Here is a 23,595-nt window from a genome sequence, read left to right on the forward strand (position 1 = left end):
GGCGACATGGAGGGGGACGGATGGCATTGCGCCGCAGTCGTGTGGGGAGCCGGATGAGGACCTGGAGCAGACGTGTCGCTGGGCGGCTCGCGGTCTTCGTGCCGGTGTCCGTGGTGGCGGCCCTGTGCGGGATGCCCGCGGCGGACGCGGCGTCTCAGGGGCCGGGCCGGGACGTGCCCGATGTGGCGGTGGTCGTCGCGGGCGGCACCGGCCGGACGACGCTCCTGCGCTCGGGCGAGCCGGACTTCGCCCGTCTCTGGCAGCTGCTTGAGCCGATGTACGCGGGGACGGAGCGGGTGTCGGAGGCCTGGGACGAGGGCGGGTATCCACCGGTGCGGATCACTGTGATGTGGGGGCTGACGGGTGTCGGGGGCTGGCCGCAGACGGACTCGGCGCCGGGTGGTGACGTGGCCATGGAGCGGCAGGACCAGTTGTTCGTGGCCGCTGACGGTGTGCCCTGGGTGCGCTCGGACGTCGCGCCCGAGGTGGCGGACGACGACATCCGCTGGCATCGGGCGCCTCGCTCGGTCTTCGAGCGGACTAACTGGGCGGGACTGCTGGGTGCGGCCGGTGAGAGGGCGGCCAGTGAGGGGGCGGCCGGGGGCGCGGGCCGTGCCGACGGGCCCGGACCGGCGGCGAGCGGTGCCTGGTGGGCGGTACCGGGTCTCGCCGCGGGGTTCGCCGCCGGGGTCGGCGGCACGCTGCTGATACGCCGCGCGGCAGCCCCGCCGGGTGCCGGACCGCCGCGGGAGGAACCACGACAGGAGTTGATCGATCTTTGAGCCGGAACGAGGGGGACGGACCCAGAGCCGGCGGACCCTGGCGCTGAGCCGAGACCGTCGGCGCAGGCCAGGGGCCGAGACCGTCGACCGAGGCGATGACCGAGTCCTTGATCCGAGGTGACGGCGGACCGGGACCGTGAACCGAGGTGGCGGCGGACCTGGACCGTGGGAACCGAGGCGACGGCGGACCGGGACCGTCGACCGAGGCGACGGGCCGAGCACGCGTGAGTGGCGTCCGGAGCGACGGCCGCCGGCCAGGGAGCCGCGATCGGGGCTCCCCGGTCGGCGCGGGCGACCCGGCCCGTCGGCCGAGGTGTCAGCCGAGGTCGATCTCCGGGTACAGCGGGAAGCCCGCCACGAGGTCGGTTGCACGGTGGGAGATCTCGTCCGAGATCTTCGGGTCGAGGACGTGCTGGGCCTTCGACGGGGCGCCCTTGCTGGTGGTGCCGGGCTCGGTGGAGGTGAGGACGCGGTCGATGAGGCCCGCGACCTCGTCCATCTCGGCGGTACCGAGTCCGCGCGTGGTGAGGGCGGGGGTGCCGATGCGGATGCCGGAGGTGTACCAGGCGCCGTTGGGGTCGGCAGGGATGGCGTTGCGGTTGGTGACGATGCCCGAGTCGAGCAGGGCGGCCTCGGCCTGGCGGCCGGTGAGGCCGTAGGAGGAGGCGACGTCGATCAGGTTGAGGTGGTTGTCCGTGCCGCCGGTGACGAGGGTGGCGCCGCGACGCATCAGGCCTTCGGCGAGGGCGCGGGAGTTGTCGACGATGCGCTGGGCGTAGTCCTGGAAGGAGGGCTGACGCGCTTCGGCGAGGGCGACGGCCTTGGCGGCCATGACGTGCGGGAGCGGGCCGCCGAGGACCATCGGGCAGCCGCGGTCGACCTGGTCCTTGAGAGAGTCGTCGCACAGGACCATGCCGCCGCGCGGGCCGCGCAGCGACTTGTGGGTGGTGGTGGTGACGATCTGGGCGTGCGGAACCGGGTCGAAGTCGCCGGTGAGGACCCGGCCGGCGACGAGACCGGCGAAGTGGGCCATGTCCACCATGAGCGTGGCGCCGACCTCGTCGGCGATCTCGCGCATGATCCGGAAGTTCACGAGACGGGGGTAGGCGGAGTAGCCGGCGACGATGATGAGCGGCTTGAACTCGCGGGCGGTGGCACGCAGGGCCTCGTAGTCCAGGAGGCCGGTGGCGGGGTCGGTGCCGTAGGAGCTCTGGTCGAACATCTTGCCGGAGATGTTCGGGCGGAAGCCGTGGGTGAGGTGGCCGCCGGCGTCCAGGGACATGCCGAGCATGCGCTGGTTGCCGAAGGCCTGGCGGAGCTCGGCCCAGTCGGCGTCGGAGAGGTCGTTGACCTGGCGGACACCGGCCTTCTCCAGGGCGGGCACCTCGACGCGCTGGGCGAGGACGGACCAGAAGGCGACGAGGTTGGCGTCGATGCCGGAGTGCGGCTGGACGTAGGCGTGGCGGGCGCCGAACAGCTCGCGCGCGTGCTCGGCGGCGAGGGACTCGACGGTGTCGACGTTGCGGCAGCCGGCGTAGAAGCGGCGGCCGATGGTGCCCTCGGCGTACTTGTCGCTGAACCAGTTGCCCATGGCCAGCAGGGTGGCCGGGGAGGCGTAGTTCTCGGAGGCGATCAGCTTGAGCATCTCGCGCTGGTCGGCGACCTCCTGGCCGATGGCGTCGGCCACGCGCGGCTCGACGGCGCGGATCACGTCGAGGGCGGCACGGAAGGCGGTGGACTCGTGAGAGAGGGGTTCGGCTGGCATGGGGACCTCCGGACGTCGTGTTCAGCGTTCACGGTACGGCCCAGGCGCACGGCACTCGGTGCTGGACAAGGTCCAGGGGCCGCTCCCCGATGGTTCATCCCATCCCAGCGCGCCAGTCACGGCCCGCCCGTCAGCCTACCGGGCACGCCGCATCGGACAGGTCCCGCGTCCACCATGCGAGCGACGATAGGAAGGAGGCCACCGCCACCTCAGGGAGATCCCGTGAACGCTACGGAACGGCTCGTCGCCGCGGCCGACGCCCACAGTGCGCACACCTACGATCCGCTGCCCGTGGTGGTCGCCACCGCGGACGGGGCCTGGATGACGGACGTGGAGGGGCGCCACTGTCTGGACCTGCTGGCCGGCTACTCGGCGCTCAACTTCGGGCACCGCAACCGGCGGCTCGTGGAGGCGGCGAAGGCGCAGTTGGAGCGCGTGACGTTGACGTCCCGGGCGTTCCACCACGACCGGTTCGCGGCGTTCTGCGAGGAGCTTGCCGAGCTGTGCGGCATGGAGATGGTGCTGCCGATGAACACCGGCACGGAGGCGGTGGAGACGGCGGTGAAGACCGCCCGGAAGTGGGGGTACCGGGTCAAGGGCGTGCCCGCCGAGATGGCGAAGATCGTGGTGGCCGGCAACAACTTCCACGGGCGTACGACGACGGTCATCAGCTTCTCCACGGACTCCGAGGCGCGGGCGGACTTCGGGCCGTACACGCCGGGCTTCGAGATCGTGCCGTACGGGGATCTGACGGCGATGCGGGCGGCGGTGACCGAGAACACGGTGGCGGTGCTGCTGGAGCCGATCCAGGGCGAGGCGGGGGTACTGGTGCCGCCGGCCGGTTACCTGCCGGGGGTGCGGGAGCTGACGCGGGAGCGGAACGTGCTGTTCGTGGCGGACGAGATCCAGTCGGGGCTGGGGCGGACGGGGCGGACGTTCGCGTGCGAGCACGAGGGGGTGGTGCCGGACGTGTATGTGCTGGGGAAGGCGCTCGGGGGCGGGATCGTGCCGGTGTCGGCGGTGGTGTCGAGCACGGCGGTGCTCGGGGTGTTCCGGCCCGGGGAGCACGGGTCGACGTTCGGCGGGAATCCGCTGGCCTGTGCGGTGGCACTGGAGGTGATCGCGATGCTGCGGACGGGCGAGTACCAGGCGCGCTCCGCGGAGCTCGGCGAGCATCTGCACCGGGAGTTGGGCGCGCTGGCCGGGACGGGGCGGGTGACGGCGGTGCGCGGGCGCGGGCTGTGGGCGGGCGTCGACGTCGAGCCGTCGTACGGCACGGGCCGGGAGGTCTCGGAGAGGCTGATGGAGCGGCGTGTGCTGGTGAAGGACACGCACGGGCCGACGATCCGGATCGCGCCGCCCCTCGTCATCGGCAAGGAGGACCTGGACTGGGGACTGGACCAGTTGCGTGCCGTACTGGGGCTGTGGGGAACCGCGGCCCTGTAGGAGGTTCCTCAGCGGATCACGTGTGGCAGGAAGCGGGCGTACTCGTCGGTGACCAGGCCGGAGGACTCGCGGATGCCGAGGCCCGCGGACTCGTTCTCCACGACCCAGGCGCCGAGCACGACGTGGTTGCCGTCGAAGTCGGGCAGGGGGGCCAACTCCTGGTAGCAGCACGCCTCTTGGCGTAGGACGGGGTCGGCGCCGGGCTCGTGGACCGTCACCCCCGCGCCCTCTCGGCCCAGCAGGGGCTTGGCGACGTAGCCGGTCGTCGTCGCCAGTTCGCGGGGGCCGTCCAGGTGGGCGGGGAGGAGGTTCGGGTGGCCGGGGAACAGATCCCAGAGGATCGCCAGCAGCGCCTTGTTGCTGAGGAGCATCTTCCAGGCCGGTTCGATCCACAGGGTGCTGCCGGTGCCGCCGCCGTTGTCGAGGGTGCCGAGGACGTGGTCGGCGAAGCGGTCGGTGGTCAGCCACTCCCACGGGTAGAGCTTGAAGCAGCTGCGGATGAAGCGGAGCTGGTTGTCGACGAAGCGGCCGGACAGCGGGTCCCAGCCGATCTCCTCCATGGAGATCCAGTCGGTGTCGAGTCCCGCCTGTTCCGCGGTCTCCTTCAGATAGGCGACCGTCATGAGGTCCTCGCCGAGTTCGTCGGCCGAGGAGTGCGCGAAGTACAGGGGGCTGCCGGGCGGGAGGAGGGCGGCCTGTTTCTTCCAGGCGGCGACGAGGCGTTCGTGGAGGGAGTTCCACTGGTCGGCGCCGGGGAAGCGTTCCTCCATCCAGAACCACTGGGGCGAGGCGGCCTCGACGAGGGAGGTGGGGGTGTCGGCGTTGTACTCCAGGAGCTTCGCCGGGCCCGTCCCGTCGTAGTGGAGGTCGAAACGGCCGTAGACGGAGGGGAGTTCGGCGCGGCGGTGCCAGGCCTCGGCGACCGCCTCGGCCAGGCGGGGGTCGGTGATGCCGAGGTCGGCGAAGCGGTTCGCGGCCACGATGTGCTCGGCCGCCGTGAGGCACATGCGGTGGAGTTCCTCGACGACCTCCTCCAGGGCTTCGACCTCGGGGAGCGTGAAGGAGTAGTAGGCGCTCTCGTCCCAGTAGGGGCGCAGGGAGTCGTCGGGGTGGCGGGTGAGCGGGTAGATGAGCCCCTGCTCCTCGACGGTCTGCTGCCAGCCGGGGCGGGGGTCGATGGTGTGGCGCTGCATGTGGGGCTTCCTGAGAGGTGGGTCGGTCAGCCGCCGGAGCTGCCCTTGCCGCTGTCTCCGCTGTCGCCGCTGCCGAAGCCGCCTCGGTCGACGCCGCCGCTGCTGCTGCTTCCGCCGGTGCTCGAACTACCCGACTTCTTGCCGGACTTGGTGAAGGAGCCGCCCTTGATCCAGCCGCTCTTCTTCTTGCCGCCGTAGTAGTAGGCACCGTTGACGGTGGTGGCGGACTTGCAGTTCTTGTCGGCGACGACCTCGTAGCCCTTGGACGCGTTGTAGCTGTCGCGGTCGACGCAGCGCTTGTCCGGGTCGGAGGAGCAGGCCGTCAGTGCCGCGGCGAGCAGGCCCACGCCGCCGAGTGCGACCGTGCCCGAGCGGAGTTGCCGACGTGCGTCTGCCATTTCGTGTCTCCCCGTTGGTCGGGCCGGTGGCCCGGTGTGCGTCGTCCGGCGGACAGCCTAGAGATCGGTAAGAGCACGCCGACGGGCGGCCCACCAGTGATGACCTCCCCCTACAGTCGCTTTGTGCTCTTTGGAACGGTGTGTGCCCTTGGTGCCGCGGTCTGTTTCGGTACGGCGACGGTTTTGCAGGCGATGGCGGCGCGGGCGGCGGACACCGGCGGGGGCGGGGAGGCGGCGCTCCTTCTCCGGGCGGTCCGGCAGTGGCGGTATCTGGCCGGGCTGGCGCTGGACGGGGTGGGGTTTCTGTTGCAGGTCGCCGCGCTGAGGTCGATCCCCATCTACGCGGTCGGTGCGGCGCTGGCGTCGAGTCTGGCGGTGACGGCGGTGGTCGCGGCGCGGGTGCTGCGGGTTCCGTTGAGCTGGGGCGAGTGGCGTGCGGTGGGGGTGGTGTGTGCGGGGCTCGCGATGTTGGGCGTGGCGTCCGGGACGGAGGGGGACCGGGGCGGGTCGGTGGTCCTGGCGTACGTGATGCTCGGGGTGGCCGTGGTGGTGCTGGTGCTCGGGCTGAGCGGTGGGCGGTTGCCGGAGCGGGGGCGGGCGGCGCTGCTCGGGCTGGGGGCGGGGGTCGGGTTCGGGGTGGTGGAGGTGGCCGTGCGGTTGGTCGACTCGCTCGCGCCGGCAAGGCTGTTCGCCGATCCGGCCGCGTATGCCCTGGTGTTGGGCGGTGGGGCGGCGTTCTTGTCGCTGACGTCGGCGTTGCAGCGGGGTTCGGTGACCACGGCTACGGCGGCGATGGTGATCGGGGAGACGGTCGGGCCGGCGGTGGTGGGGGTGGTGTGGCTGGGGGACCGTACGCGGGAGGGGGTGGGGTGGGTGGCTGTGCTGGGGTTCGCGGTGGCCGTGGTGGGGGCGTTGGTGTTGGCGCGGTTCGGGGAGGTGTCGGGTGCGGGGGTGTGATGGTCTCCAAGGGCTCCGCCCTTTCGACCCCGCCAGGTGCTCCGACCCATCGACCCCGCCAGGTGCTCCGCCCCTTTCCGACCGCCAGGTGCTCCGCCCCTCGGGCCCCGGTCTGTGCCGACGCTCACGGCAGCACCCCGCACAACGCCCCCAACGCCCCCGCCCACGCATGGTCGGGCGGCGTTCCGTAGCCCACCACCAGGGCGTCCAGTCGGGCGGCGGTTGCCGACTCGTGGCGGAAGAAGGAGAGGCCGTGGACGGCCAGGCCCTGCCAGGTGGCGGCCTGGAGGACGGATCGTTCGGTGCCCGGGGGGAGGGTCAGGACGGCGTGGAGGCCTGCGGCGATACCGGTGACGTGGACGCCGGGGGCCCGGGTCGCGACGGCGTCGACCAGGGCGTCCCGGCGACGGCGGTAGCGGAGGCGGGCGGCGCGTACGTGGCGGTCGTAGGCGCCGGAGGTGAGGAACTCCGCCAGGGTGAGCTGGTCGAGGACACCGCAGGTGTCGATGCCGCCCTTGGCGGAGGCCGCCTCCTCGGCGAGAGCCGGCGGCAGCACCATCCAGGCCAGGCGCAGGCCCGGGGCCAAGGACTTGCTCGCCGTGCCCAGGTAGACGACGTGGTCCGGGTCCAGGCCCTGGAGTGCTCCTACCGGCTGGCGGTCGTAGCGGAACTCGCCGTCGTAGTCGTCCTCCAGGACCAGTCCGCCGGTGCGCCGCGCCCAGTCCAGGACGACCGCCCGCCGGTCGCGGTGCAGGGGCACGCCCATGGGGAACTGGTGGGCGGGGGTGAGCAGTACCGCCCCTTCGTCGGTCAGGTACGAGGGGTCGGTGCCCAGTTCGTCGAACGGGAGGGGTGAGGTGCGCAGGCCCGCCGTCCTCAGCTGGTCCTCGTGGATCTTCAGGCCGTACGACTCGACCGCGGCGGTCCGTACACCGCGCGCCCGCAGGACCGCGCCCAGCACCTTCAGGCCGTGTCCGAAGCCGGCGACCACGAGGATCCGGTCGGGGTGCGTGCGTACGCCCCGGGAGCGGGCGAGGTAACCGGCGAGGGCGGTGCGCAGTTCGACGCGGCCGCGGGGGTCGCCGTAGCCGAGGGCGTCGTTCGGGGCGGCGGTGAGGGCCCGGCGGGCGGCCTTGAGCCACTCCGTGCGGGGGAAGGCGGCGAGGTCGGGGGCGCCGGGGCGGAGGTCGTACGTCGGGCGGTGGCGCTCCCGGCGGGGAGGGGCCGCGCCGGCCGGAGCGGCGATCACGCGCTCCGCCACCCTGGTGCCCGAGCCCTGGCGGGCGGTCAGCCAGCCCTCGGCGACCAGGTCGGCGTAGGCGTCGGCGACCGTGTTGCGGGCGACGCCCAGGTCGGCGGCGAGGGTGCGGGAGGACGGCAGGCGGGTGCCGGGGGCCAGCCGGCCGGACCGTACTGCCTCGCGCAGGGCGTCGGTCAGGCCCCGGCGCAGGCCAGGACCGGTCGGCTCCACGTGCAGGTCGACGCCCAGGGTGGCCCAAGGTTTCGGCATGGAAATGGACCATACCCCTGGGCTGCCTGCCTCCTAGGGTCGAGGGCATGACGACGAACGACCACGCCCCCACGACCATGGAGTACGCGCCCGAACCGCCGGCCCGGATGCAGTGGGCCCAGCTCGCCCCCGAGGTCTACAAGGCGATGATCCGCCTCGACACGGCGGCCAAGCAGGGCCTCGACCACCGGCTCTACGAGCTGGTCAAGATCCGCGCCTCGCAGATCAACCACTGCGCCTTCTGCGTCGACATGCACACCAAGGACGCGCTCGCGGCGGGCGAGAGCGTCGAGCGGATCGTCCAGCTGAGCGCGTGGGACGAGTCGCGGCACTTCTACACGGAGAAGGAACTCGCGGCGCTGGAGCTGACCGAGGCGGTGACCGTCCTGACCGACGGTTTCGTGCCGGACGCGGTGTACGAGACTGCCGCCAAGCACTTCGAGGAGGCCGAGCTGGCGCAGTTGATCTCCGCGATCGCGGTGATCAACGCGTGGAACCGGTTCGGGGTGACCTTCCGTATGGCCCCGGGGCACTACGAGCCGGGGCACCACAAGTGACGACGACCCGTACGGGGCTCCTCGACCGGGCCGTCGGTCAGGCGATGTCCGCGCTCAGTTCCGCCGCGAAGAAGGGGCTCGGCGACCCCGGCCTCGCCGAGCTCGTCGTGATCCGGGCCTCGCAGCTCAACCACTGCGCCTTCTGCCTCGACATGCACCTGGCCATCGCCCGCGAGCACGGGGTGAGCGAGAGACAGCTCGGTCTGCTGGCCGCGTGGGAGGAGGCCGGGGAGGACGTGTTCGACGAGCGGGAGCGGGCCGCGCTCGCGCTGACCGAGGCGGTGACCGTCCTGACCGACGGTTTCGTGCCCGACGCGGTGTACGAGCGGGCCGCCGTGCACTTCGACGAGGCTCGGCTGGCCCACCTCGTCGCGCTGATCACCGCCATCAACAACTGGAACAGGGTCATGGTCGGACGCCGTGTCCCGCCGGGGGGTTACACACCATGAACAAGGCCGAGATCTTCCGGAGGCTCCACCACGGCCGGACACCGGACAACCCGCTCGTCCTCCCCGGCCCCTGGGACGCGGCCGGCGCCCGCGTGTTCGTCGAGGCCGGCTTCCCGGCGCTCGCGACACCCAGCGCGGGGGTCGCCGCCTCGCTCGGGTACGAGGACGGGGCGACTCCGGCGGACGAGATGTTCGCCGCGGTCGCGCGGATCGCACGGGCCGTGGACGTGCCGGTGTCCGCCGACATCGAGGGCGGCTACGGGATCGCGCCGAAGGAGCTGGTGGAGCGGCTGCTGGAGACGGGCGCCGTGGGCTGCAACCTCGAGGACTCGTCCGCGGGCGGCCTCAAGGACCCGCACGAGCACGCCGACTGGCTCGCCGAGGTGCGGTACGCCGCCGGCGACTCGCTCTTCGTCAACGCCCGCGTCGACACCTTCCTCAGAGGCGTCACCGATCCCGAACAGGCCATCCGACGGGCCGCGTTGTACGTCGCCGCGGGTGCCGACTGCGTCTATCCGATCGGCGCCCCGACGACCGTGCTGCCGCTGCTGCGCTCCGGCATCCAGGGGCCGATGAACGTGTTCGCCGTGCTGGAGGGCGACGGCGAGTATCCCTCCCCCACCGAACTCGGGGAACTCGGGGCCACCCGCGTCACGTTCGGGCCGGGGCTGCAACGCCGGGCGGCCCAGGCACTGCGCGAGATCGCCGCGGACCTGAAGCGGTAGGCGGCGGCGCGCCGGAGAGCCGGTTCGCGGTCGTGGGGTGCCCGCATACAGCGCGAGCACCCCACGACCGGTCAAGCGTCAGAGTCGAGTCGGGTCGCCTACTTGGGCAGCCACGCCTGCCACGTCGACTTGTGGCCGTCGACCCACTTCTTCGCCGCGTCCTGCGGGGACATCTTCTTGTCGGCGATGTCGAGGGAGACCTCGTTCTGGTCGGCCTCGCTCCACTTGAAGTTCTTCAGGAAGGCCGCCGCCTTGCCGCCACGCTTGGCGAAGTCGGCGTTGAGGTACTTCTGCAGCGGAGTGTGCGGGTACGCGCACTTGATCTTCGTCGGGTCGGCGTCGCAGCCCTCCTTGTACTCGGGCAGCTTCACCTCCGTCATCGGCACCTTCTCGAACAGCCACTGCGGCTTGTACCAGTACGTCAGGAACGGCTTCTGCTGCTTGGCGAACTGCTCGATCTGGGTGATCTGCGCCGCCTCGGAGCCCGCGAAGACGACCTTGTAGTCCAGGCCGAGGTTCTTCACGAGGGCCTTGTCGTTCGTGACATACGAGGGGGAGCCGTCCATCAGCTGCCCCTGGCCGCCGCTTTCCGCGGTACGGAACTGCTCCGCGTACTTGTTGAGGTTCTTCCAGTCGGTGACGTCCGGGTGCTTCTTCGCGAAGTACGTGGGGACGTACCAGCCGATGTGGCCGGTCACGCCGACGTCGCCGCCGGGCGTGATCGTCTTCTTGTCCTTGACGTACCGCTGCTCCTCGTCCGGGTGGCCCCAGTCCTCCATGATCGCGTCGACGCGGCCCTGGCTGAGTGCGTCCCAGGCCGGGACCTCGTCGATCTGGACGAGGTCGACGCGGTAGCCCAGCTCGTGCTTGAGCAGGTACTCGGCGACCGCCACGTCCGCCTGGGCGCCCACCCAGCTCTGGACGGAGAGCGTCACGCTCTTGGCGCCTCCCGCGTTGGCGTACGGGGACGCCTGCTTGGTCATGTCGGCGGCACCGCACCCGGCCAGGGCCAGCAGGGCGCCGACCGCGGTCATGGCGCTCACCGCACGCGTGCGTACACGCATGTCACGCTCCCTTCTTCGCGGCGTCTTCCCGGCGTGCCGTGGGCTGCGTCACCCGGTCCAGCATCAGACCGAGGCAGACGATGGCGACGCCGCCCACCATGCCGGTCGCCAGGTCGCCCTGGGCGATGCCGAACACGACGTCGTAGCCGAGCGCGCCACCACCGACCAGAGCGCCGATGACGACGACGGCGAGGACCAGGACGACCGCCTGGTTCAGGGCGAGCAGGAGCGCGGGGCGGGCCAGCGGGAGCTGGACCTGGCGCAGTTGCTGCCAGTTGGTGGCGCCGAGCGAGCGCGAGGCCTCCATCGCGGCGGCGTCGACCTGGCGCAGGCCCTGCGTGGTGATGCGGATGACGGCGGGCAGCGCGTACACGACGGCCGCGGCGACCGCGGGCGCCCGGCCGATGCCGAAGAGGGCGACGACCGGGATCAGGTACACGAACTGCGGCATCGTCTGGAAGACGTCGAGCACGGGGCGAAGGAGCCGCTCGAGGCGGCTGCTTCTGGCGGTCGCGATGCCGATCGCGAAGCCGAGGACGAGCGTGACGGCGACGGCCGCGAGGACCTGCGCGAGCGTGTCGAGGGACTTGTCCCACACGCCCAGGACGCCGATTCCGGCCATGGCGAGGACGGCGGTCAGAGCGGTCTGCCAGGTGCCGATCAGCCAGGCGAGGGCCGCGACGACGAGCAGCAGCGACCACCAGGGCAGGTCCTGCAGTCCGTCGCGGACCGGGTCGAGGACCCAGGTGGTGAAGTGCGCGGCCCAGTCGGCGGTGCCGCCGACGACGGGCACGCCGGTGTAGAGGTGGTCGACCATCCAGTCCTTGGCGGTGTTGACCGGCTCGACGATGTCCACCGTCCAGCCCGCGGGCCAGTCCAGCCGGTCGGCGAACCGCACGGCGAGCGCGACGGCGACGGTCACGACGGCGGCCACGGACCAGCCGCGCGCGCCGCGCAGCGGCGAGGTGTCCTCGGCGTGCGCGCCCAGCCGCTCACCGGCGGCGCCCGTCACGCGGTCGAGGACCACGGCGAGCAGCACGATCGGGATGCCGGCCGCGAGGGCGGCACCGACGTCCACGGTCCCGAGCGCCTGGTAGACGCGGTCACCGAGACCGGCGCCACCGATCATCGACGCGATGACGGCCATGGACAGCGCCATCATGATCGTCTGGTTGAGGCCGAGCAGGAGTTCCTTGCGGGCCAGCGGGAGGCGGGCCGAGAACAGGCGCTGGCGGGCGGTGGTGCCGAGCGAGGTGACGGCCTCCATCACGCCGCCGTCGGCACCGCGCAGGCCGAGCGCGGTGAGCCGGGCCATCGGCGGAGCCGCGTACACGACGGTCGCGAGGACCGCGGCGGGGACGCCGATGCCGAAGATCAGGGCGACCGGCAGGAGATACGAGAAGGCCGGAAGGACCTGCATGGTGTCGAGGACCGGCCGCAGGATGCGGAAGATCCGGTCGCTGAGGCCGGCGGCGAGCCCCATGAGCATGCCGAGCACGACGGCGGCGATGACGGACACGACCATCAGGGCCAGCGTCTGCATGGTCGGCACCCACATGCCGAGCAGCCCGCACACGCCGAACGAGGCGGCCGTGAGGACGGCGAGGCGCACGCCCGCGACCCGCCAGGCGACCAGCGCGGCGCCGGCTACGACACCGGCCCAGCCGCCCGCGAGGAGCACCAGGTAGACGGCGCGTACCGACACCACGATGGCGTTGGAGATGTGCCCGAGGAAGTAGGTGAACAGCCAGTGGCTGTCCCGGTTGTCGATGATCCAGTCGCTGGCCTTGCCGAGCGGCGAGGTCAGGTCGACGGTGAGGGCGTCGGGCCAGGCGCCGGAGGCCCACTTGGCGTTGGCGATCGGGACGAGCACGGCCGCGGCGACGGCGAGCAGCAGGATCTTGCCGACGGCCCGGTGCTTGAGGAGGGCGCCGATTCCGGTATCTCGTACCGGGCCCGACGCGGTGACGGCGGCCATCAGGCGACCACCTCGCCGGTGTTCGCCTTGCGAGGGCCGGGTACCCCGGCGACGACGCCGAGCAGCCGCTCGTGGTCGACGACGCCGAGGCAGCGGCCGTCGTCCACGACGCGCACCGGGAAGCCGGTTCGGGTCACCGCCTCGATGGCCTCGGAGACGGTGGCGTCGGGCGCGACGGCCGCTCCCCTGGTCTCCTCGTCGGCGTCGGCGGGCCGCATGGCGGTGCGGACCTTCATGACGTCGGCGCGCGGCACGTCGCGGACGAAGTCGCGCACGTAGTCGTCGGCGGGCGAGCCGACGATCTCCTCGGGCGTGCCGAGCTGCACGACCTCGCCGTCGCGCATCAGCGCGATGCGGTCGCCGAGGCGCAGGGCCTCGTTGAGGTCGTGGGTGATGAAGACCATGGTGCGGCCCTCGTCGCGGTGCAGGCGGATGACCTCCTCCTGCATGTCGCGGCGGATCAGCGGGTCGAGCGCGCTGAACGGCTCGTCGAAGAGCAGGACCTCGGGGTCGACGGCGAGCGCGCGGGCCAGGCCGACGCGCTGCTGCTGGCCGCCGGAGAGCTGACCGGGCTTGCGCTGCTCGAGTTCTTCGAGGCCGACCTTGGCGACGACTTCGAGTGCCTTGGCGCGCCGCTCTGCCTTCGCGACGCCCTGGATCTCCAGGCCGTACGCGACGTTGTCGAGGACGGTGCGGTGCGGAAGCAGGCCGAAGTGCTGGAAGACCATGGAGGCGCGGTTCCTGCGCAGTTCGCGAAGGCGGGCCTTGTCCATGGCGAGCACGTCCTCGCCGTCGATCGCGACGGCGCCGGAGGTCGGCTCGATGAGCCGGGTCAGGCAGCGCACCAGCGTGGACTTGCCGGAGCCGGACAGGCCCATGACGACGAAGACCTCGCCCTTGCGGACGTCGAAGGAGACGTCCCTGACGGCGGCGGTGCAGCCGGTGCGCTCGCGCAGTTCGGCGGGCGAGAGGGCGGCCAGTTCGGGGTCGGCGGGGATCTGGTCCGCCTTGGGGCCGAAGACCTTCCACAGGCCCTCGACGGAGAACACGGCATCCGTGCTCGTGTCCGTCGGCGTCGTCGTCTTCGCAGTCGTAGTCGTCGTACTCATCACGCACCACCTCCAAGGAGGTCGACGGCCCGTTCCCCGACCATCAACACCCCGATCATCGGGTTCACGGCCGGCATGGTCGGGAAGACGGACGCGTCGGCGATACGGATGCCGTCCAGTCCCCGGATCTTCAACTCGGGGTCCACGACGGCCGACCGGTCGTCGGCGGCTCCCATCCGGCAGGTCCCCGCCGGGTGGTACACGGTGTGCGCGACCTTGCGGGCGTACTCGCTCAGCTCCTCGTCGCCCGTGACCTGCGGGCCCGGGGCCACCTCGCGCTTGAGCCAGCCGGCGAGCGGCTCGGTCGTGGCGATCTCGCGGGCGATCTTGATGCCGTCGACGAGGGTACGGCCGTCGTAGTCGTCCTCGTCGGTGAAGTAGCGGAAGTCGAGGGCCGGCTTGACCGACGGGTCGGCGCTGGTCAGGAACAGCCGGCCGCGGCTCTTCGGCTTGGGGATGTTCGGGGTCATCGAGACGCCGAAGGGCGGGCGTTCGTAGCCGAGGCGCTCCGGGTTGTCCGTGAAGGGGATCTGGTAGAAGTGGAACATCAGGTCGGGGCCCGCGTGTTCGGGGTCGCGGCGCACGAACAGGCCCGCGTCGGAGTCCATCGCGGAGTTCTCCGGGATGGGGCCGTTCGTCTCCCAGACGATCACCGACTCGGGGTGGTCGAGCAGGTTCTCGCCGACGCCCGGCAGGTCGTGCACGACGGGGATGCCGAGCGCCTCCAGGTCGGCCTTCGGGCCGATGCCGGAGTGCAGCAGCAGGCGGGGCGAGTCGACGGCGCCCGCGCACAGCAGGACCTCGTTGCGGGCCTGGACGAGGATCTCCTCGCCGTCCTTGGTGCGGACATGCACGCCTTCGGCGCGGGTACCGTCGAACTGCAGCTTGTACGCCCAGGTCTCCAGCATGAGGTGGAGGTTGGGCCGTTCGTCCATCACCGGGTGCAGGTACGCCACCGACGCCGACGAGCGCTTGTTGTTCTCCGGGTGGTAGGCGAGGTCGAAGAAGCCGACGCCGTCGTTGAACGGCTTCTTGTTGAAGCCCTCGACACGGGGGACGTCGAGCGCCTTCTGGGCCGCGTCGACGAAGTCGCGGGCGATGGCGTTCCGGTCCTTCTCGTCGACCGCGACGATGTTGTTCTTCAGCCGCGCGAAGTACGCCTCCATCGGCACCGCGCCCCAGCCCTTGGCGCCGGCCGCCTCCCACTCGTCCCAGTCGGACGGCAGCGGCTTGAAGGCGATCAGGGTGTTGTGCGAGGAACACCCGCCGAGGACGCGGGCACGGCTGTGCCGGATGTGGGAGTTGCCGCGCGGCTGCTCGGTGGTCGGGTAGTCGTAGTCGAGTTCGCCGCCGAGCAGGCCCATCCAGCGGCGCAGGGTCAGGACGTCGTCTCTGTCCACGTCGCTGGGGCCGCCTTCGATGACGGCGACGGTGACGTCGGGGTTCTCGGTGAGGCGGGAGGCGATGACGGATCCTGCGGTGCCGCCGCCTATCACGACGTAGTCGTACTCGTGCTGGTGCATGGGAGGTACTCCAGGGGCTTGCGAGGGAGGGGGTCAGCCGGCGAACCAGCGGACGGGCCTGGGCGCGAGGTTCTGGTAGACGTGCTTGGTCTCGCGGTACTCGGCGAGTCCGGCGGGGCCCAGTTCGCGGCCCGTGCCGCTCTTGCCGAAGCCGCCCCACTCCGCCTGGGGGAGGTAGGGGTGGAAGTCGTTGATCCAGACCGTGCCGTGCCGCAGTCGGCCCGCGACCCTGCGGGCCCGGCCGGCGTCGGTGGTCCAGACGCCGCCGGCGAGGCCGTACTCGGTGTCGTTGGCGAGGGCGACCGCCTCGTCCTCGGTGCGGAAGGTCTCGACGGTGAGGACGGGTCCGAAGACCTCCTCGCGTACGACCTTCATCTCGCGGTGGCAGTGGTCGAGGACGGTCGGCTCGTAGAAGTAGCCGTTCTCGGGCCGTTCCGGCGACGGCGCGGGCCGCTTGCCGCCGGAGCGCAGCACCGCGCCCTCGGCGAGCGCGGAGTCCACGTACGACTCCACCTTGGCGCGCTGCTGCTCGGAGACGAGCGGTCCGCACTCGACGCCGTCGGCGGTGCCGCGGCCGAGGCGGATACGGTCGGCCCGGCGGGCGAGTTCGGCGACGAAACGGTCCCGGACGCTCTCCTCGACGATGAGGCGGGCGCCCGCCGAGCAGACCTGGCCGCTGTGGATGAAGGCCGCGTTGAGGGCCTGGTCGACGGCGGTGTCGAAGGCCTCTTCGGTGGCGCAGGCGTCGGCGAAGACGACGTTGGGGTTCTTGCCGCCGAGTTCGAGGGCGACCTTCTTGACGCTCGGTGCGGCGGCCTGGGCCACCTTCGTGCCGCTGACCAGGCCGCCGGTGAAGGAGACGAGGTCGACGTCGGGGTGCTCGGCGAGCCGGGCGCCGACCGAGTGGCCGGGTCCGGTGACGATGTTGGCGACTCCGGCGGGCAGGCCGGCCTCGGTCAACAGGTCGATCAGGGCGACGGTCGTCAGCGGGGTGATCTCGCTCGGCTTGACCACGAAGGTGTTGCCGGCCGCGAGCGCCGGGGCGATCTTCCAACTGGCCTGGAGGAGCGGGTAGTTCCAGGGCGTGATCAGCGAGCACACGCCGAGGGGCTCGTGCACGACCACGCTGTGGATGTCGGGCGAGCCCGCGTCGACGACCCGGCCCGGGGCTTCGGCGGCGACGAGGTCGGCGAAGTAGCGGAAGGCGTCGGCGACGCAGTCGATGTCGACGCGGCCCTCCTCGACGGTCTTGCCCGCGTCGCGGCTCTCCAGCAGGCCGAGTTCTTCGCGGTCGCGTACGAGGAGATCGGCGACGCGGCGCAGCAGTGCGGCGCGTTCGGCGACGGGGGTGCGCGGCCAGTCGCCGTGGTCGAATGCCTGCCGGGCGGCCGCGACCGCCAGATCGGTGTCCTTCTCGTCACCCTCCGCGACCAGGGCGAACGGCAGGGCGTCCGCGGGGTCGATGATCTCGCGCGTGGCGCCGGAGACGGCTTCGAGCCACTCCCCGTCCACGTGGATGGTCTTCCGCGCCTGGAGTTCTGGTGTGTCCGCCATGATCGGTTTTGCCTTCCGTTCCTGTTCAGTGCCCCTGCGTCACACACGTGTCACTCACCGGGACCGTGAGCGCCTGCCCTTGCGCGGCGATTGCATGCGCAATCTATGGCCGAAAGTGGGCTGCGTCACTGAACATGCGGGCAAATAGGGCGAACCGTACGCTGAGTCATGGCGTGCGCGTGAGGCGCGCCACGGATGCGCGTGAGGCGCGCCACGGAGGTGACGCCATGGCCTCGAAAGCGTTGGTCCGCGCGGCGGCGAGCGCCGTCCTGCTCCTCGCGCCCGCCCTCGTCGCGGCGGGCGACGCCGACGACCTGAGCGCCCGGCAACTCGCGACGCAGGCGAAGGACAACCTCCTCGACGCCGAGTCCGTCCACCTGAAGCTGACGGACCGCGGCGCGGCCGCGAGCGCCGCCAAGACCCGGCCGACCTCGATGGACCTGGCCCTCGACCAGGACGGCAACTGCGTCGGCACCCTGGAGATGGGCTCGGACGGCGGCAGCGTCGAGATCGTCAAGCAGAGCGCCGAGGTGTGGATGAAACCGGACACCGCTTTCTGGAAGGCCCAGGTGCCCGGCGGCCAGGGCGACGCAGTGGCCGAGCTGTTCAAGGACCGCTACATCCACGGCTCCACGAAGGACGCCCTGCTCAGGGGCATGGCCGACACCTGCGACCTGGCCGCCTTCCAGAAGGACCTCGACACTCCCGACCCCTCCGGCAGGGCCACCCTGACCAAGGGCGACGAGACGACGCTCGAGGGCACGAAGGTGATCCCGCTGAAGGGCACGGAGGACGGCACGCGCACGACCCTGTACGTCACGTCCGACTCCCCGCACCGCCTGGTCTCGGCCACGCAGAAGGGCGACGGGACCGACCTGACGCTGACCTTCACGGACTACGACAGGCCGGTCCCGACGAAGACACCCTCGGCCGACGACACGGTGGACATCGGGAAGCTCCAGGACGAGCTGCGGAGCATATGAGCCGGTCGGGTGCGGGTCAGTCGATGTCGAACGAGCTCGACGCCGGTGCGCACTGGCCGAGCGGCGGGCAGAACCAGTCCAACGCCGTGGTGAGCAGTTCCAGTTCGTCGTCCCGGCCGTCGGCGTCGGGGCCGTATGCGGCGATGGCGTAGATGTTGCCGTCCGGTGCCACGAACCGCTCGTCGTAGACGTGCCAGGTGCCGACGTCCGGCTCGCCCTTGATGGTGTCGGCGAGGTACTCCAGCCGTGTGCCCGTGAACCCTCTGTCGTCGTCGAGGTTCTGCCGGGTCAGCTGTTCGAACCCGGCCGGCTTGGGGGTGTCCTCCGACAGATACAGGTCGAACGACGCGTCCGGCGACTCCTCCGACACCTGGTAGACCTGCAACCGGCGTTCGCTGTCGGCACTGCGGTAGTTGACGACGGCGATCCCGAACTGGGAGTCCACCGTGGTACGCGCCCACCCCTCGGGTATCGCGATCCGGAACCCCTCGGCGTCCTCGTACTCCTCGTATCCGGCGGGGAGTTCGGGCGCGGAGACCGTGGGTGACGCCGACTCCTCGGTGGGCGTGGGGCTCGGGTCGTTCTGCTGCGAGACCTCGGCCGTCGAGGACGGCGACGGCGACCCGCCCCCGGCGACCTCCGGCTCGTCGTCCCCGCCCCGGACGACCAGCGTCAGCACCAGACTCACGGCGACACCGACGGCAGCCGCCCCGATCAGTACGGACCACACGAGCCGCCGGCTGATGCCTCGCGCGGGGGCGGGGGCGGGGGCGGCGGTCTGAACGACGGGCGGCCAGGAACCACTGGGCCACTGGGCCGGAGGCCACGCTCCGCTGGCGCCGAGGTCCTGCGCCGCCGGAGGAACCCCGCCCGCCGCCTGCGTCGGGGGCCACGCCCCGTGCTCGGGGCCCGCAGCCTCCTGGGCTGCCGGCTCCTGGGCCGCCGGCTCCTGGGCCGCCGGCTCCGGCCAGTCGGCGGGCGGGGAGGGCCACACGGGAGAGCCGGCGGGGGAAGCGGACCCGTCGGAAGCGGGAACCGGCTCCGCAGGCGCCGCCGGACCACCCGCCGCCTCGGCCGCCTGCGCCGCCGGACCGCCCCCGGTCTCCGCTACCGCCGCCCCCGTCGAGGTGCCGGTGGGCCACGCCGGAGCGAACCCCGGCCGGGCCGGTGGTGGAGGCGTCGTCGGCGACGGGAGGTCGGCCCTCGTGCCGTCGTCCTCCTCCCAGCGCTGGGTCTCCTCGTTCCAGTACCGCGTTCCCCCGCTGCCACTCATCGCGCCCCTCTCACAGCCCCAGGAGACCGGCGACAGCCCCGGCGGACGCGATCAGGCCGACCAGGGCCTGCGAGTCGGTGAGCAGCTGCCGCAGTCGGTCGAGGCGGGACGGACCCGCCTGTCCGGTGCGGGTGATCTCGTCCTCGGTCTCGGCGAGCGCCTCGTCCAGGGCGGCCGTCTGTTCGCCGGCCCGTACCCGGGTCAGGTCGGCGCGCAGCTCGCGCACCGCCTTCAGGAGTTCCTCGGCGGCCTGGTCGCGCTGTACCGCCGTACCGTGGTGGCTCTCGGCGTGCGCGTGGCTGCCGATGGCGAAGGTGCTGTGCGAGACGTCGCCGATGCTGACGTTCGGCTCATCCGTTGCCATCGGTGTGGGTTCCCTTCTGCGGCGCGGCGGCGGTCGTGGTCGAGGAGGACGCGGACGCGTGGCTGCCGACCGCGAAGGTGCTGTCCGCGATCCGGTCGATGTTCACGCCGCCCTTGCTGATGTTGACGATCTTCTGGACGAACTCGCCGGTCCGGTAACCGGAGTCGGCGAGCGCGGTCCGCACGCCGTTCGCGACGCGGTCCTGCACGCTCTTGAGGTACCGGGAGACGTCCATCTCCTGGAACAGGGACCCGACGGCCACCGAACCCACCTCGCGCACCGACACGGCCGGCCCTTCGGGCAGCGCGCCCGCGTTGCCGCCGGTGAGCAGCCTCCAGACGTACGCCAGTCCCTTGCCCAGCGTGACCAGGGAGCCGATCGCGGAGCCGGGCACCCGAACCACCGCCCAGGCCCCCTTGCCGAGCGCGCTGTTGTTGCGGAAGCGGTGGGCGGTGCGGTCGGCGTTCTTGAAGTCCTCGCGCACCGGCGTCAGCACATGCGGCGCGACCTCCAGCATGAGCATGCGGCCCTGGGTGTGGATGCGCACGAAGACCGTGACGACCAGTTCCTCCTCCCAGCCGCCGACGCGGATGCGCAGGAAGTGCCGGCGCTTCTCGGCGCCCTCCTCGACCGCGCGCGCCCGGTGCTCCTCGAACGCCTGGAGGGTGTACGGCGCATCCTCGCGCCGCCGCAGCCCCTCCACGGGCAGGAACACGCACTCGTCGATCTCCAGTCGGCGCAGCCGGTCGCGTCCCAGGCTTCCCGCGTACTCGGCGGGCAGGCGCAGCTGTTCGAGCAGGGGCCGGATCTTCTCCAGGACCATGCGGTTACCGAGCGGCTGCTGCTTCTTCATCTCGTCGGGGCGCAGTTCGACGGCGAGGACCCAGGTCTCGTAGGCCGCTCCGGCACCGCAGAACGGCCGCCCCTCGTGGTACATGATCAGCGGCGCGTGCTGTTCCAGCCGGATGCGCTCCTTCAGCCGCTGGAAGCGCTGCCCCTCGGCCCGCTCGGCGGGGTCGCCGGCGGCGTCCGGGAAGCGCTGCGGGGACAGTTCGGCGGCCATCACCCGGGCGAACTGACCGCGCTGGGCGGCGAGGCACAGCGCGATCAGGGCGAACATCACGAGGGTGGCCCAGGCCCGCCAGGGCTCGATGAAGCTGTCGAGGTCGTCGAAGTCGGGCAGCACAGCGTCGGAGAAGCTCGGCGAGTCGGAGAAGCTGTCGCCGTACAGACCGGTGGAGCCGTACGAGTCGTAGGACGAGCCGTACCCGTCGCCGTCGTCCGTGCCGCCGAACGCCGCGACCGTCACGAGGACCAGCAGGAGCGCGAACATGATGCGGCCCCACCAGCGGAGCAGGAAGGCGGGCACCCTGCGGTACAGCGGTGGCTGGTCCCCGCGTCCCCTGACCCAGCCGGCGACCGCGAGGTACAGGCTGGGCCACAGGAAGAGGCCCAGCACCCCTCCGGTCAGCGCCGTCCCGACCACCCACAGCCCGAGGACCGCCCCGGCCCACATCAGTTCCTGGCGCCGGGCCCGCAAGGCGTGCGCGAGGACGCGGGCCGCGTCGAAGCCGAGCGAAGGGGCCACGATCCGCTGCTCGTTGAGATGCAACTCCTCGATGACCTTGTCGCGGTAACCGGAGTCGAGATAGGTGCCCGCGCACAGCAGCCGGGTCGCCTCACTGGCGTGCGGCGCAGTGGGCGGCGGTTCGGCCGGTGGTGTGCCGGCGGGTGTCTGCTGTGGTTGCTGAGGCACGTACGCGGTGCTCACGCCATTCCCCCGATGCGTGGAAAAACCCTTGCTCACACTGTTGTTGACAAACCATCAGCATAGAGGGACGGGTGGGGCCGACGGAACCGGAATGTCACTCCCGGTCCACCGCCCCTCACTCGTCCTGCCCCGCAGGCTACGGGCCGCCACTGACATCGGCCGCCGAACCATGGACCCCCGCGAATCCTTTGACTACAGTCAAAGAAGTATGAAGCCAGTGTCCATGGAAGACGTGACGGCCCTGCGCCGCTTCAACCGCTACTTCACGCGCCGCATCGGCGTCCTGGACGACCACTACCTCGGCCAGGACCGTCCGCTCGGCGAGGCCCGGCTGCTGTTCGAGATCCACGAGAGCACGTCCGGCGCGTCCCTGCGGGAGCTCAGGACACGGCTCGGTCTGGACGCCGGGTACCTGAGCCGGATGGCGAAGACCCTGGAGGCCCAGGACCTGGTCCGCACGAGCGTGCACCCCGACGACAACCGGCTGCGCAGGGTGGAACTGACCCCCGCCGGCCGCGCCGAGGTCGCGGAGCAGAACCGCAGGGCGGGCGCCCTCGTCGCCGGCCTGCTCCAAGGCCTCGCGCCGGGCCAGCGGACCGAGCTGACCGGCGCGCTGGCCACCGCGCAGCGCCTGCTGCGGCTGGCCGCCATCACCGTCGCCCTCGTCCCCGGCGCCTCCCCCGACGCCCGCACCTGCCTGGACGCGTACGCCGCCGACATCGACGCCCGCTTCCCGGAGGGCTTCGACCGGTCCGCTCTCGTACGGCCCGAGGAGGTGTCCGGCGACGCCGGCGCCTTCTTCGTCGCGTACGAGGAGAGCCGCCCGGTGGGCTGCGGGGCGCTGCGCCGGCTGGAGCCCGGGGCCGGCGAGATCCGGCACGTGTGGGTACACCCGGACGCCCGCCGCCTCGGCCTCGCCCGACGGCTGCTGGCGGCGCTGGAGGGCGAGGCCGCGGCCCGCGGCTTCGACGTCGTACGGCTGGACACGCACGCGGCGCTCACCGAGGCGCAGGCGATGTACCGGGCCTGCGGATACCGGGAGATCCCCCGCTACGACGACAACGTGTACGCCGCCCACTGGTTCGAGAAGCGTCTCGACCGGCGGTAGCCCGAAAACGGCACGGGCCCCGTTCCGGTCGGTACCGGAACAGGGCCCGTGCGGGGTCCTGACAGGACGGCTCGGTCGAGCCGTCCGGCTCAGATCAGGCCGAGGCCGCGCACCGCGTCGCGCTCCTCCGCCAGCTCCTGCACGGAGGCGTCGATACGGGCGCGGGAGAACTCGTTGATGTCCAGGCCCTGGACGATCTCGTACTTGCCGTCCTTGGTGGTGACCGGGAAGGAGGAGATGAGGCCCTCCGGGACGCCGTAGGAGCCGTCCGACGGGATGCCCATGGAGGTCCAGTCGCCGTCGGCGGTGCCGTTGACCCAGGTGTGCACGTGGTCGATGGCGGCGTTGGCGGCGGAGGCCGCGGAGGACGCGCCACGGGCCTCGATGATCGCGGCGCCGCGCTTGGCGACGGTCGGGATGAAGTCCTCGGCCAGCCACTTCTCGTCGCTGACGACCTCGGCGGCGTTCTTGCCGCCGACCGTGGCGTGGAAGATGTCGGGGTACTGGGTGGCGGAGTGGTTGCCCCAGATGGTCAGGCGCTTGATGTCGGCGACCGAGGAACCCGTCTTCTTCGCGAGCTGGGTCAGCGCGCGGTTGTGGTCCAGGCGGGTCATCGCGGTGAAGCGCTCGGCCGGTACGTCCGGGGCGGCTGCCTGGGCGATCAGAGCGTTGGTGTTGGCCGGGTTGCCGACGACGAGGACCTTGATGTCGTCCGCGGCGTTGTCGTTGATGGCCTTGCCCTGCGGCTTGAAGATGCCGCCGTTGGCCGAGAGGAGGTCACCGCGCTCCATGCCCTTGGTGCGCGGGCGGGCGCCCACGAGGAGGGCGACGTTGGCGCCGTCGAAGGCGACGTTCGGGTCGTCCGTGATGTCGATGCCCTGGAGGAGCGGGAAGGCGCAGTCGTCCAGCTCCATGGCGGTACCCTCGGCGGCCTTCAGCGCGGGGGTGATCTCCAGGAGGCGCAGCTTGACCGGCACGTCCGCGCCGAGCAGCTGGCCGGAGGCGATGCGGAAGAGCAGGGCGTAACCGATCTGGCCGGCCGCGCCGGTGACGGTGACGTTCACGGGAGTGCGGGTCATGGCGTTC

At 71.7% G+C, this 23,595-nt stretch carries 21 protein-coding genes; 8 read left to right on the plus strand and 13 right to left on the minus strand.

From position 1 onward, the window contains the following. Positions 1–53: 53 nt before the first annotated feature. Entirely contained in the window at positions 54–782 is a 729-nt protein-coding gene (locus ACFWWR_RS10025; protein ID WP_384302725.1) for a hypothetical protein, read from the plus strand. Positions 783–1,098: 316 nt separating this feature from the next. On the opposite strand, the gene ACFWWR_RS10030 is transcribed toward ACFWWR_RS10025, so the two are convergent. Continuing rightward, positions 1,099–2,547, minus strand: a complete 1,449-nt coding sequence (locus ACFWWR_RS10030; RefSeq protein WP_383873224.1) for a glycine hydroxymethyltransferase — start codon at positions 2,545–2,547, stop codon at positions 1,099–1,101. Positions 2,548–2,769: 222 nt separating this feature from the next. Here ACFWWR_RS10030 and rocD point away from each other — a divergent pair, with 222 nt between their 5' ends. After that, positions 2,770–3,993: an ornithine--oxo-acid transaminase gene (gene rocD / locus ACFWWR_RS10035; RefSeq protein ID WP_383873227.1), complete on the plus strand. Its 1,224-nt coding sequence runs from the start codon at positions 2,770–2,772 to the stop codon at positions 3,991–3,993. Between the two features lie 8 nt (positions 3,994–4,001). On the opposite strand, the gene ACFWWR_RS10040 is transcribed toward rocD, so the two are convergent. Together ACFWWR_RS10040 and ACFWWR_RS10045 are read right to left on the minus strand one after the other, a co-directional pair. Beyond that, the gene (locus ACFWWR_RS10040) at positions 4,002–5,186 is read right to left on the minus strand and encodes a glutathionylspermidine synthase family protein (RefSeq protein WP_383873230.1); all 1,185 of its coding nucleotides are present in this window, start codon (positions 5,184–5,186) and stop codon (positions 4,002–4,004) included. 26 nt (positions 5,187–5,212) lie between these two features. Further along, positions 5,213–5,584: a hypothetical protein gene (locus ACFWWR_RS10045; protein WP_384302727.1), complete on the minus strand. Its 372-nt coding sequence runs from the start codon at positions 5,582–5,584 to the stop codon at positions 5,213–5,215. A gap of 99 nt (positions 5,585–5,683) precedes the next feature. Between ACFWWR_RS10045 and ACFWWR_RS10050 the strand changes: the two genes are divergently transcribed. Then, on the plus strand, positions 5,684–6,541 hold the full coding sequence (locus tag ACFWWR_RS10050) for a hypothetical protein (RefSeq protein ID WP_384302729.1): 858 nt from the start codon (positions 5,684–5,686) through the stop codon (positions 6,539–6,541). 124 nt (positions 6,542–6,665) lie between these two features. Here the strand turns inward: ACFWWR_RS10050 and ACFWWR_RS10055 are convergent, their stop codons facing one another. Beyond that, entirely contained in the window at positions 6,666–8,051 is a 1,386-nt protein-coding gene (locus tag ACFWWR_RS10055) for a PLP-dependent aminotransferase family protein (protein ID WP_384302731.1), read from the minus strand. Between the two features lie 47 nt (positions 8,052–8,098). Here ACFWWR_RS10055 and ACFWWR_RS10060 point away from each other — a divergent pair, with 47 nt between their 5' ends. From ACFWWR_RS10060 to ACFWWR_RS10070, 3 genes are read left to right on the plus strand one after another with little or no spacing between them, the layout of a single operon-like run. Continuing rightward, positions 8,099–8,608 carry a carboxymuconolactone decarboxylase family protein gene (locus tag ACFWWR_RS10060; protein ID WP_383873242.1) on the plus strand — a complete coding sequence of 170 codons (510 nt, stop codon included), beginning with the start codon at positions 8,099–8,101 and terminating at the stop codon, positions 8,606–8,608. 44 nt (positions 8,609–8,652) lie between these two features. Further along, entirely contained in the window at positions 8,653–9,057 is a 405-nt protein-coding gene (locus ACFWWR_RS10065; protein ID WP_383873320.1) for a carboxymuconolactone decarboxylase family protein, read from the plus strand. Next, entirely contained in the window at positions 9,054–9,782 is a 729-nt protein-coding gene (locus ACFWWR_RS10070) for an isocitrate lyase/phosphoenolpyruvate mutase family protein (protein ID WP_384302733.1), read from the plus strand. The genes ACFWWR_RS10065 and ACFWWR_RS10070 overlap by 4 nt, the downstream gene beginning before the upstream one ends. Before the next feature lie 98 nt (positions 9,783–9,880). Here the strand turns inward: ACFWWR_RS10070 and ACFWWR_RS10075 are convergent, their stop codons facing one another. Genes ACFWWR_RS10075 through ACFWWR_RS10095 form a run of 5 tightly spaced genes read right to left on the minus strand, consistent with a single transcriptional unit; the run spans position 9,881 to position 17,010 of the window. Then, on the minus strand, positions 9,881–10,846 hold the full coding sequence (locus ACFWWR_RS10075; protein WP_383873247.1) for a glycine betaine ABC transporter substrate-binding protein: 966 nt from the start codon (positions 10,844–10,846) through the stop codon (positions 9,881–9,883). Position 10,847: 1 nt separating this feature from the next. Continuing rightward, complete coding sequence (locus ACFWWR_RS10080) at positions 10,848–12,824, minus strand: ABC transporter permease (protein WP_383873250.1); 1,977 nt, start codon at positions 12,822–12,824, stop codon at positions 10,848–10,850. After that, a complete protein-coding gene (locus tag ACFWWR_RS10085; protein ID WP_383873253.1) occupies positions 12,824–13,933 on the minus strand; it encodes a glycine betaine/L-proline ABC transporter ATP-binding protein in 1,110 nt (369 codons plus the stop codon). The genes ACFWWR_RS10080 and ACFWWR_RS10085 overlap by 1 nt, the downstream gene beginning before the upstream one ends. Further along, positions 13,933–15,456: a GMC family oxidoreductase gene (locus ACFWWR_RS10090; RefSeq protein WP_383873256.1), complete on the minus strand. Its 1,524-nt coding sequence runs from the start codon at positions 15,454–15,456 to the stop codon at positions 13,933–13,935. Before ACFWWR_RS10090 ends, ACFWWR_RS10085 begins: the two co-directional genes overlap by 1 nt. A 33-nt stretch (positions 15,457–15,489) precedes the next feature. Beyond that, positions 15,490–17,010, minus strand: a complete 1,521-nt coding sequence (locus tag ACFWWR_RS10095; RefSeq protein ID WP_383873258.1) for an aldehyde dehydrogenase family protein — start codon at positions 17,008–17,010, stop codon at positions 15,490–15,492. Positions 17,011–17,237: 227 nt separating this feature from the next. Between ACFWWR_RS10095 and ACFWWR_RS10100 the strand changes: the two genes are divergently transcribed. Further along, positions 17,238–17,993, plus strand: coding sequence for a hypothetical protein (locus ACFWWR_RS10100; protein WP_384302735.1), 756 nt, complete (start codon positions 17,238–17,240; stop codon positions 17,991–17,993). Between the two features lie 16 nt (positions 17,994–18,009). On the opposite strand, the gene ACFWWR_RS10105 is transcribed toward ACFWWR_RS10100, so the two are convergent. Genes ACFWWR_RS10105 through ACFWWR_RS10115 form a run of 3 tightly spaced genes read right to left on the minus strand, consistent with a single transcriptional unit; the run spans position 18,010 to position 21,401 of the window. After that, positions 18,010–19,266 (minus strand): hypothetical protein, encoded by a 1,257-nt coding sequence (locus ACFWWR_RS10105; RefSeq protein WP_384302737.1) that lies wholly within the window; start codon positions 19,264–19,266, stop codon positions 18,010–18,012. 10 nt (positions 19,267–19,276) lie between these two features. Then, positions 19,277–19,630, minus strand: coding sequence for a hypothetical protein (locus ACFWWR_RS10110; RefSeq protein WP_383873267.1), 354 nt, complete (start codon positions 19,628–19,630; stop codon positions 19,277–19,279). Beyond that, positions 19,617–21,401: a hypothetical protein gene (locus ACFWWR_RS10115; RefSeq protein ID WP_384302739.1), complete on the minus strand. Its 1,785-nt coding sequence runs from the start codon at positions 21,399–21,401 to the stop codon at positions 19,617–19,619. The genes ACFWWR_RS10110 and ACFWWR_RS10115 overlap by 14 nt, the downstream gene beginning before the upstream one ends. Positions 21,402–21,624: 223 nt before the next feature. On the opposite strand from ACFWWR_RS10115, the gene ACFWWR_RS10120 reads away from it, so the two are divergent. Further along, positions 21,625–22,509: a GNAT family N-acetyltransferase gene (locus ACFWWR_RS10120; RefSeq protein WP_384302741.1), complete on the plus strand. Its 885-nt coding sequence runs from the start codon at positions 21,625–21,627 to the stop codon at positions 22,507–22,509. 89 nt (positions 22,510–22,598) lie between these two features. On the opposite strand, the gene ACFWWR_RS10125 is transcribed toward ACFWWR_RS10120, so the two are convergent. Then, complete coding sequence (locus ACFWWR_RS10125; protein ID WP_383873274.1) at positions 22,599–23,588, minus strand: malate dehydrogenase; 990 nt, start codon at positions 23,586–23,588, stop codon at positions 22,599–22,601. Positions 23,589–23,595: the final 7 nt, after the last annotated feature.

It is taken from the genome of Streptomyces sp. NPDC058678 (genome assembly GCF_042714835.1).
In the GTDB taxonomy this organism is placed as follows: domain Bacteria; phylum Actinomycetota; class Actinomycetes; order Streptomycetales; family Streptomycetaceae; genus Streptomyces.